Genomic DNA, 9,396 nt, shown 5'->3' on the forward strand with positions numbered 1-9,396 from the left:
TATATTACTGACAAACATTTGCCCGGTGAATTAACATTACGGCAAAAGGAGATCTTATACACCGCATATTCAAAGGGATATTTTGATTTTAACAGAAAGATAGACCTTAATGGTATAGCCCAGGAATTGGGCGTAAGCAAAAAATCAGTGCAGTCCACATTAAGAAGGGGGATGAGAAAAATTATTGAGGAATATATCTTCAATAATTTGTAATTTAGTATCACATATGATATGCACGCTTTTAATATAATAAAATAATAAATTAATTGATATAAATGGGATACGAATTTAAATGCAAGGATATAGGAATGGATTGCGGATTTGACGTAAGGGCAGATTCCATAGAGGAATTAATACCTGTAATACAGGCACATGCTAAAAATGCACATGGAATAAATGAAATAACCCCAGAACTTTTCAACAAGGTCAAATCTGCAATAAAAGAATATTAAAAATTTTAAAATTTTTTTATTTTTATTATTTTACTAATATTTTAATATATCATGCCATTTAAACATCTTAAAAGGCTGGTACATTATTTTCAATTTATTCTCTTGTTTTTAATTAACACATGCAAATTATAAAATAAAATTAAATATTAATTAATAATATTTATTCATGTGTATATTCTGTGATATAGTTTCCAATCGTGCACGGTCTTATAAGGTATATGAGGATGATAACACACTTGCGTTTTTAGACATATATCCAATATCGAGGGGGCACATACTTGTTATTCCTAAAAGGCATTATGAGAATATATTTGATATGGACAATGAAACATTATTAAATGTTTTTAGAACTGTTAAGATAGTTACAGATCTTATTAAGAGAAAATGGGGAATTAATAATGTTAACATTATGAATTCAAATGGTAAACTTGCAAATCAGACGGTATTCCATTATCATGTTCATATTATACCAAGAATTGAGAATGATAATTTGAATTTCGTCGATGAATGGTGGGTTAAAAAAATAATGGATGTAAATGATGAATACCTAGAAAGGATAAAAAGAGAGCTCACTGAATAATTATTTTAATTCTGCCGGGTCGCCATGTGATGGAAATATATAAACTGGCCTCATTTTTTCTATTTTACTTAATGATTCCTCCGCCAGTTTTTCACTTTTCACGAACATTGGGTCAAAATACAATTTCCCTTTTTTCACATATGCAGCATCACCTGTAAACAATGCATTTTTATCATGATAGTATATGGAAACATTTCCGTCTGTATATCCAGGAGTATCTATTTTTTCAAAACCATCAAGATCCAGGCGTGCATATGAATTAAAGGCCTTAACAGTGGCGAATTCAAGGCCCTTTCCCTCCATCTCCTCTATTCCCCTCAGCTGCAGTCCATTCTTCAGCGTATCCATTTCATACTTGCTAACATATATGTTTGGTTTATACTTTTCATAAATTTCCTTTAATGCACCAACATGAAGGTAATCAACTGCGGTAATAAGTATGTAATCAGGCGCATATTTTTTGGAATCATAAAAATTTATTATCTTTTTAGCGTCCTGTTCAATGCCACAATCTATCTGCACAATATTTTTTCCAGTATTTATGACATATACATGGGATTTCATTTTTTCTATGCTAAAGATATTTTCAATAAAAATCATATATTTAAATGGCTTTAATATGTATTAATATTTTCATTCCTTGGTAAGCTCATGGTATGTATGATTCACTATCCTTGAAATAATTTCATACGCCACCGGCTGTGCATTCTCTGATCCGGGAATTGAAAAAATAATCTTTTTCCTGTATGTAAACATTGAGGCATCGGAGATATATGGAAAATATCCACCGGATTTTGCCCTAAAAAGCTCCCCAAATCCAGAAAATTCCTTATCAGCAATTTTCCTTAATGCAATGCTTGTCTGATCAAGTCTTGATGCGCCGGTACCACCAATGTAAATAAAAACATCAAATTTATTATAATTGCAGAATAATTCACCAAGAATTTCTACTTCATCATCCTTAACAATGGATCTTTCATAATTTTTTCCTATTAATTCTGCCATTTTATTACCTGATATATCGTTTTCAATGGTTCTTGATGATGATACGGTTATTATTCTATACCTTAAATTATATTCAATATCATCACTGTGCATTTATCTCAGCCTTTTTCTTATAATCAACCTTTATTCCAGAGATTAAAGTTTCGGGATAGTTTCCTGTTTCATCCTTTTCAAGGTATTTTACCATATCCCATACAGTTAATAATGCTGTTAGCACACCATTAATGGCCTCCATTTCAACCCCGGTTCTGTAAATGGCCTTAACGGTGCATGAGCATTTTATCTGATTATCCAGAATTTCAAAGTCAAAATCTATTGACGAAACAGGAACTGGATGGCAGTATGGTATTGTTCCAGAAGTATTTTTAACGGCCATTGTACCTGCTATTCTGGCAGTTTCAATGACATCTCCCTTTTTTACATTTTTGTTTAAAATTTGCCTTACAGTGCCGGATTTAAGCCTTATGCATCCTGAGGCCCTTGCCTCCCTTAAAACTATTTCTTTTGAAGATATGTCTATCATAAATTATTAATAGCATATTATTATTAAAAATTAATTAAAAATAATCTGAATTTTATTATTCAATAATTTTATTAATTATAAGGTATCTTAAAAAAAATTTAAATAGTTTTTATAATTAATTATAGTAATGTATCCGGATAAATTCGAATATTTTGCGCCAGAAGATATTGAAAGTTTGGAAAAGTTGCTGGATAAATTCCAGGATGATGCCAAGATACTTGCAGGGGGTCAGAGCCTAATACCTCTTTTAAAGCTCAGGTTCACATCCATTCCAAATATTATAGATATAGCTAACATAAAGGAACTAAATTTTATAGATGGTTCTGATGGATTAAAGATAGGCCCAATGGTAAGAACTGCAGAGGTTGCAAGAAATAGGCTTATAAAACAGAAGTGCAATCTTTTATCTGATGCGGCCTCAAAAATAGCTGATCCGCAGGTTAGAAACATGGGGACAATAGGTGGTGATGTCTGTGAGGCAGACCCAAGGAATGATATGCCAGCTGTTATGCTTGCACTAAATGCTGAGTTTGAAATAACCGGCTCTTCAGGTATTAGAACTGTTAAGGCCACAGATTTCTTTAAAGATGCATACACGACCGATGTCAGACCAAATGAAATTTTAACAAAAATTATTATAGGTGACTATTCAAAATATTATGGCAAATACTTCAAGTTTACAACACTTTCAAGCGATTTTCCGGTATTCGCCATAGCAGTGAATATGTCAGTTGGGAATGACAAAACAATCAATGATGTGGGCATAGGACTTACAAATTTAAATACAACTGCGGTTAAAGCTGTTGACGTTGAGGAATTTTTAAAGGGAAAAAAGCCGGATGATAACACACTTGAATCTGCATTTAAAAAACTGGAATCATATATTGATATAGAGGATGATGTTAACGGCACTAAGGATCATAAAATGGAGATTTTAAATGAAATGTTTAAAAATGGAATAAAAGAGGTATATGGTGTTTTAAATGATGGTAAACATTAAGGTAAATGGGAAGGAATATAAAAAGGATGTCGAGCCACGCATGCTGCTTGTAAGTTTTTTGAGGGACGAGCTTGGTTTAACCGGAACACATATAGGATGCGATACAACCAACTGCGGTGCCTGTACGGTTTTAATGGATGGAAAAACAGTTAAATCATGCACCGTTCTGGCAGTTCAGGCAAACAATCATGAAATAACAACAATAGAAAGCAATGACCCTGATCTAAATGCTGTTAAGGATTCATACGTTGAGGAAGAGGGACTGCAGTGCGGTTTCTGTACCCCCGGCATGATTATGCAATCATATTACTTAATAAAAAATGCGGAAGGGGACATAGACGAGGACTACATAAAAAAGAATCTTAGAGGTAATCTGTGCAGGTGCACAGGATACAGAACCATTATCGATTCTGTTAAAAAGGCAGAGGAAAAATTAAGGCAGAGGGAGGAGATAAATGTATCTAAATAGATTTGTTAACGGCCAGGGAAAATATATAGATGACATTAAAATGGATAATATGCTTTACATGGCCATTGCCAGAAGCCCATATGCACATGCAAGAATAAAAAATATAAAGGGCGGGTTAAATTCATCTGAATTAAAGGCATATTACACCCTTGATGATCATGCCATGAGAGAGCCAGTGCTTGCAATTGATGAGGTAAATTATGTTGGCCAGTGCGTTGCCGCCTTTTTTTCCGAGAACAGATATGAGGCAGAGGATCTGGTAAATACACTTGAGGTCGATTACGAGCCCCTTGACGCAGTTGCATCAATTGATGAGGCATTAAAACACCCGCCTGTGAGGCATGGAATGAAGGACAATATTATGGAAACTGAAGAAATTGGAAAAAAATTCAGTGAAAAGGATATTGACTTTGATTTAAAGGTTAGCGACTCAATATTCATGGATCGTGTTCTTGCGAATCCAATGGAAACAAGGGGGATAGTTGCAGATTACCGCGATGGTGTGCTTAATGTATACATTTCAAGCCAGTCGGTTCACAGGATGAAGGCTGGCATAATGAAGGCACTTAACCTCCCTGAGGATAAGGTTAATGTTTATCATGTTGATACCGGTGGGGCATTTGGACTTAAGGCATTGCTATTTCCAGAGTATATAATAGCCTGTTACGCATCAATGAAGTATAAAAGGCCCGTTAAGTGGATAGAAACAAGAACAGAGCATCTGCAATCCGCCCATGCTGGAAGGGGCATAAGGGCAGACATTACCCTTTACGCCAAAAAGGATGGCAGGATTACAGGCCTTGATGGTACAGTTTATCTGGATTCTGGTGCATACTATGCTGATGCTGATAAGGTCGATATGGGAAATGTTGTTCACGAGGTTACTGGCCCCTATTTTATTGAAAATGCGCATTTAACTGCAAAGTATGTGCTTACAAACAAATCTTTGAATGGTTACTACCGTGGTGCTGGTAAACCAGAGGCATCAATCATCATGGAAAGAATGATTGATCTGCTTGCAGACAGGCTTAATATGGATATTGCCGATATAAGATTGAAAAATGCAACAGAAAAACCATTTAAATCCCCACTTGGCCTTGACATGAATTACCCAACAAAACCATTCCTGGAGGCTGCATTAAAACATTTCGATTACTATAACCTATCAAAGAAGGAAAAGCTTGGCATATCACTTTTCATCCTTGATGAGGACACTGCGCCCGGTGAATCATGCAGAATACATGTAAAGGATGGAAGGGTGCATGTTTATTTTGGTGGTGATGTTTCCGGCCAGGGTCATGAACTATTCACACAGGAAATACTTAGTAATGAATTTGGCATAGATAAAAATTTAATTTCACTGGAATATGATGATACGGTGACATTAAAGGACGGCACTGGTACATGGGGATCTAGATCAGGAATTACACATACGTCAGTTTTAATGAAAACTGCTGAAATAATAAAGAATGATGTGATCAAAAAATTCGGTAAATATGATAGCAAACTTTTACTGGAAAACGAATTTAATGAGTATTATTATTACAAAATAGATTACAACGCAAATTCTGTAAACTTTAACATGGTTTCATGTGATATCAATGATATTAACTCCATAAAGGTCTATGCATATTATGATCTTGGCAAGGTAATAAACCGTAAGAATGTCCTTGGTTCAATCCACGGTGGAAGTCTTCAGGCCATCAGCGAGACATTATGTGAAACGATGAGGTATTCAGATGATGGGCAGCTGATAACAAACAATATTGCAGATGCCGGGCTTTTAACAGCAGATAGGATTCCAGAATTTAATATAGAACTTGTTGAAAATCCATCGGAATTTCCATCAAAGGCAAAGGGCATTGGAGAATCACCCATGATAGGAATACCAAGTGCACTTGCAAGGTCAATAGAACTGCAGACAAAAAAGAGGGTTACAAAATTCCCGATTGATGATTTAAAATTATTTAATAAATGCATGGATTAATAAAAATATTAATTCATTGATAATCATTTTTTGGGCATTTACATTTTTAGATTATATTTATTTTTAATATACTAATATTATATAAATTTTGCTAAATACTCATTATTAAAAATATAAAATAATAAAATTTTAATAATTAATAATATTTTTTATTAATTTTGTTCATAGTTACACTTAAAATTCGAATATAATTAACAAAAAATTTTAATATAATATTCAACTATTAAATTAATTATTGGTGTTTATAATGTCTGTGCAAAAAACAGAATTAAAAAGAAATTCAATAGGGTTGCTGCAGGGAACGTTTCAATCCCTTGGCCAGGTTGCCCCTGCAGCAGATATTGCCATACTGCTGGTTGCATCCTTTTCAATATCTGGTGCGCAAACAGTGCTATCAGTAATAATTGGATGGATAATTTACGCACTCTGGATGGTCACACCATTTGAGCTATCAAAGTTCAAATCAAATGCCGGAAGCTACTATGCATATGCAGCAGGGGCCACAGAGGATGGTGCCATGGGACCCATTACAGCGCTTAGCTTTATGTACTATGATGTCACAGGTGCAGCCTTTGGAATACTTGGTCTTTCAAGTTTCATATTTTTAATGTATCCAGCAATAACATCAATTCCTTATGTATGGATACTCTTTGCAGGCCTTTTCACAGCCTTTATTGTCACAGTAACATATCTTGGAATAAGGCCGTCCCTTAATTACACTGCAATAGCCGGTTTAATGGAGATATTATTCCTTTTAATTGGATCAATTATAATAATTATAAGGGTTGGGTCCGGGAATTCGCTTATACCATTTGAGGTTACTGGAAAATATTCACTTGGTTTTTCATCCATTATGTTTGCATCCGTGTTCTCAATACTGGATTTTACGGGATCCGGAGTTGTTACAACAGTTTCCGAGGAGATAGAAAAACCAAAAAAGAATATAGGTAAATCCATAGTTTTTGCCATGATACTTACGGCCATTGCACTCATACCATCTGCATATGCCCTTACCGTTGGATGGGGAATTTCAAATATCGGAAGCTTTGCAAGCCATCCTGATGCGGGTCTAACTGTATTTTACAGGTACCTGGGACCTGTTGGACTTATACTTCTAATAGTTTTTACTTTAAACAGTTATTTATCAAATGGGGTTTCAAAGGCAACTGCAGTTAGCAGATGGTGGTATTCTGCTGCAAGGGATAACATTGTTTTTCCCTCCAAGCTCGGAAAAATAAATAAAAAATATCACTCACCGGCAAATGCGGTAATTACCTGGGCAGTATTTTCATTTATACTTGATGTCATAGTTGGCCTTATTTTTGGACCATTGAATGCTGCGTTTGTTCTGGAGGCTGGAACCGGAATTTCAATAATAATAGTACATATACTCGCCAACACATCATTAACATTTTATACAAGAAGGATAAATAAATTTAGCATATTAAAACATGGAATTGCCCCATCGGCTGCCACCATAATAGGTGCCATTGTCATATATTTCACTGCATACAACATCATATACAAGTATATGCTTAATCCAACAGGAATAAATACAGCATATTTTGCATCGTTTATATTCACCATAATCTGGGTGCTTGGTGGAGGAATTTCAATAACGTTGCATTATATAAAGAAAAAACCAGAGGTATTAAGAGAGGCCGGGGAGTTTAATCTCCGCTAATAATTAATATTATAGTCCTTTTTTAATTTTTCAATTAAATTTTTTAGATTTTTAATATCCTTGTTCTTAATAAGATCTGTAAGTTTTATTATGTCCTGGCTTATATTATAATAGGATATTTTTCCAGAGGCGGACTGAAAATTTGCAATTGTTTTTAGCCTGTAAAGCATTTCATTCGCATTATTCATCAATTCTGCTATGTTTTTAATCTGCATATCTGAATCATAATATTTTTTAACCTCCCTTTTTATCCTTTCAATTTTCTCAGGGTCCATGTTTATGGGTTTTTTAATAATTATATGATTCTCTGATCCTGTTGATGAATCCCTGGCACTTACCCTTAAAATACCATTCCGGTCTATTACATATGTTACATCTATTGTTACCTCTCCCCTTGGCGCCGGCTTTAGGTCTGTTAATCTTAACTCGCCAATCAATTCATTGTAGCTTCCTATTGGTCTTTCACCCTGAACAATCTTTATGACTATTTCCTTCTGATAGTCCCTAACGGTCGTAAAGGGTTTTGTTACAGAACATGGTATTCTGGTATTTGCTGGGATCATTGGCACGACTATATCATTAATTATTACATTGCCAAGTGTTAAGGGTGTAACATCCTTAAATATTATTCCAGTTTTTATGGCCTCCCTTATTTCAGCTTTTGATGCGGCTATAATTGATGCACCTATGGCAACAGTGTACATTGGGTCTATTCCTGAAAGTGCCTTTATGCCAAGATATTTTTCAACCATATTCTGTAAGAACGGTATTTTAGTTGGGCCGCCTATAAAGATTAAATGATTTACATTGTTTTTTGTTATGCCTGATTTATAAAAGGCCTCATCTATTGCCCTAAATGACCTTTCAATTATTGGTTCTATAATTGAATTAAACTCATCCCTTGTTATTTCAATATTAATGTTTCCACGGCCTGTAAAATCACCGGATAGCACACTGGAGGGTGAAAAGCTGATGGTATAATTATAGGTAAGCCATATCTTTGCATATTCTGCAAACTCTTTAAGATAAAATATTTTCTCAGAGGAATCAATATTTATGTTATTTTTAATAAAAACCGACCTAAGATGGTTATATAATGCATTGGTCATTTCTATTCCACCGAGCATTGTATCCCCTGATGTTGATAGTACACTAAATGTTCTTTTCCTTATATTTAATATTGTCACATCCAGCGTTCCGGCACCCATATCATATACAATTACATTTTCATTTAGCTCCCTTTCATCCAGAAACTGGTTAAAACCGTAGGCAATTGCCGCAGCAGTGGGCTCATTTATCAGCCTTTTAACCTTAATTCCGGCAAGATCTGCTGCAACCTTGGTTGCATTCCTCTGATTGTCATTAAAATAGGCAGGAACTGTTATAACGGCATCCCTTATTTTATCCTTAAGATATATCTCGGCATCCATTTTTATTTTTGTTAGCAAAAGGGCCGTTAATTCCTGGGGCGTATGAAATTCATTTCCAATTTTAAAAAGATAATCAGTACCAATTTTCCTCTTAAAATTTTTAATTGTCCCGTCAGGATAAATTTTTTCCATTTTTTTGGCCGGCATGCCCGTATATATGTTTTTCCCTGCAAATGTTATATAACTTGGGGTCGTTTTTCCATCAGGAGTGCCTTCACCTGATGGTATTATAACACTTTTCATTGATCCATTAATAATGGTGGTTA

At 34.7% G+C, this 9,396-nt stretch carries 11 protein-coding genes; 7 read left to right on the forward strand and 4 right to left on the reverse strand.

Features of this window, described 5'->3' with window-relative positions; all coding sequences use genetic code 11:
• The 3 genes from QXW15_RS07445 to QXW15_RS07455 form a co-directional block, all read left to right on the forward strand.
• A partial coding sequence (locus QXW15_RS07445) for a helix-turn-helix domain-containing protein (protein WP_342790252.1) occupies nt 1-213 on the forward strand: 213 nt, incomplete at its 5' end.
• 62 nt (nt 214-275) lie between these two features.
• Nucleotides 276-452 (forward strand): DUF1059 domain-containing protein, encoded by a 177-nt coding sequence (locus QXW15_RS07450; RefSeq protein WP_342790254.1) that lies wholly within the window; start codon nt 276-278, stop codon nt 450-452.
• Nucleotides 453-618: 166 nt separating this feature from the next.
• Complete coding sequence (locus QXW15_RS07455) at nt 619-1,032, forward strand: HIT family protein (RefSeq protein WP_054964201.1); 414 nt, start codon at nt 619-621, stop codon at nt 1,030-1,032.
• Here QXW15_RS07455 and QXW15_RS07460 read toward each other — a convergent pair whose 3' ends face one another.
• From QXW15_RS07460 to moaC, 3 genes are read right to left on the reverse strand one after another with little or no spacing between them, the layout of a single operon-like run.
• Complete coding sequence (locus QXW15_RS07460) at nt 1,033-1,632, reverse strand: MBL fold metallo-hydrolase (RefSeq protein WP_287950439.1); 600 nt, start codon at nt 1,630-1,632, stop codon at nt 1,033-1,035. It abuts the gene before it with no gap.
• A gap of 33 nt (nt 1,633-1,665) precedes the next feature.
• The gene (locus QXW15_RS07465) at nt 1,666-2,130 is read right to left on the reverse strand and encodes a molybdopterin-binding protein (protein WP_287950440.1); all 465 of its coding nucleotides are present in this window, start codon (nt 2,128-2,130) and stop codon (nt 1,666-1,668) included.
• On the reverse strand, nt 2,120-2,560 hold the full coding sequence (gene moaC, locus QXW15_RS07470; protein WP_048101102.1) for a cyclic pyranopterin monophosphate synthase MoaC: 441 nt from the start codon (nt 2,558-2,560) through the stop codon (nt 2,120-2,122). The genes QXW15_RS07465 and moaC overlap by 11 nt, the downstream gene beginning before the upstream one ends.
• A 127-nt stretch (nt 2,561-2,687) precedes the next feature.
• On the opposite strand from moaC, the gene QXW15_RS07475 reads away from it, so the two are divergent.
• The 4 genes from QXW15_RS07475 to QXW15_RS07490 all read left to right on the forward strand — a co-directional run bounded on the left by QXW15_RS07475 (nt 2,688) and on the right by QXW15_RS07490 (nt 7,700).
• Nucleotides 2,688-3,560 (forward strand): xanthine dehydrogenase family protein subunit M, encoded by an 873-nt coding sequence (locus tag QXW15_RS07475; RefSeq protein WP_342790256.1) that lies wholly within the window; start codon nt 2,688-2,690, stop codon nt 3,558-3,560.
• A complete protein-coding gene (locus QXW15_RS07480) occupies nt 3,544-4,029 on the forward strand; it encodes a (2Fe-2S)-binding protein (RefSeq protein ID WP_054963809.1) in 486 nt (161 codons plus the stop codon). Before QXW15_RS07475 ends, QXW15_RS07480 begins: the two co-directional genes overlap by 17 nt.
• Nucleotides 4,016-6,016: a xanthine dehydrogenase family protein molybdopterin-binding subunit gene (locus tag QXW15_RS07485; RefSeq protein WP_055032334.1), complete on the forward strand. Its 2,001-nt coding sequence runs from the start codon at nt 4,016-4,018 to the stop codon at nt 6,014-6,016. The genes QXW15_RS07480 and QXW15_RS07485 overlap by 14 nt, the downstream gene beginning before the upstream one ends.
• Before the next feature lie 247 nt (nt 6,017-6,263).
• Nucleotides 6,264-7,700 carry an amino acid permease gene (locus QXW15_RS07490; protein WP_055032256.1) on the forward strand — a complete coding sequence of 479 codons (1,437 nt, stop codon included), beginning with the start codon at nt 6,264-6,266 and terminating at the stop codon, nt 7,698-7,700.
• Here QXW15_RS07490 and QXW15_RS07495 read toward each other — a convergent pair.
• On the reverse strand, nt 7,697-9,396 hold a 1,700-nt coding region (locus QXW15_RS07495; RefSeq protein ID WP_342790259.1), incomplete at its 5' end, for an Hsp70 family protein. The two genes, QXW15_RS07490 and QXW15_RS07495, sit on opposite strands and share 4 nt — an antisense overlap.

It is taken from the genome of Acidiplasma sp., from assembly GCF_038728925.1.
Lineage (GTDB): Archaea > Thermoplasmatota > Thermoplasmata > Thermoplasmatales > Thermoplasmataceae > Acidiplasma > Acidiplasma aeolicum.

Bases quoted from the DNA above. Each gene is read 5' to 3' on its own strand.
- QXW15_RS07450 (WP_342790254.1), top strand. From the start codon at position 276: ATGGGATACGAATTTAAATGCAAGGATATAGGAATGGATTGCGGATTT.
- QXW15_RS07455 (WP_054964201.1), top strand. From the start codon at position 619: ATGTGTATATTCTGTGATATAGTTTCCAATCGTGCACGGTCTTATAAG.
- QXW15_RS07460 (WP_287950439.1), bottom strand. From the start codon at position 1,632: ATGATTTTTATTGAAAATATCTTTAGCATAGAAAAAATGAAATCCCAT.
- QXW15_RS07465 (WP_287950440.1), bottom strand. From the start codon at position 2,130: ATGCACAGTGATGATATTGAATATAATTTAAGGTATAGAATAATAACC.
- moaC (WP_048101102.1), bottom strand. From the start codon at position 2,560: ATGATAGACATATCTTCAAAAGAAATAGTTTTAAGGGAGGCAAGGGCC.
- QXW15_RS07475 (WP_342790256.1), top strand. From the start codon at position 2,688: ATGTATCCGGATAAATTCGAATATTTTGCGCCAGAAGATATTGAAAGT.
- QXW15_RS07480 (WP_054963809.1), top strand. From the start codon at position 3,544: ATGATGGTAAACATTAAGGTAAATGGGAAGGAATATAAAAAGGATGTC.
- QXW15_RS07485 (WP_055032334.1), top strand. From the start codon at position 4,016: ATGTATCTAAATAGATTTGTTAACGGCCAGGGAAAATATATAGATGAC.
- QXW15_RS07490 (WP_055032256.1), top strand. From the start codon at position 6,264: ATGTCTGTGCAAAAAACAGAATTAAAAAGAAATTCAATAGGGTTGCTG.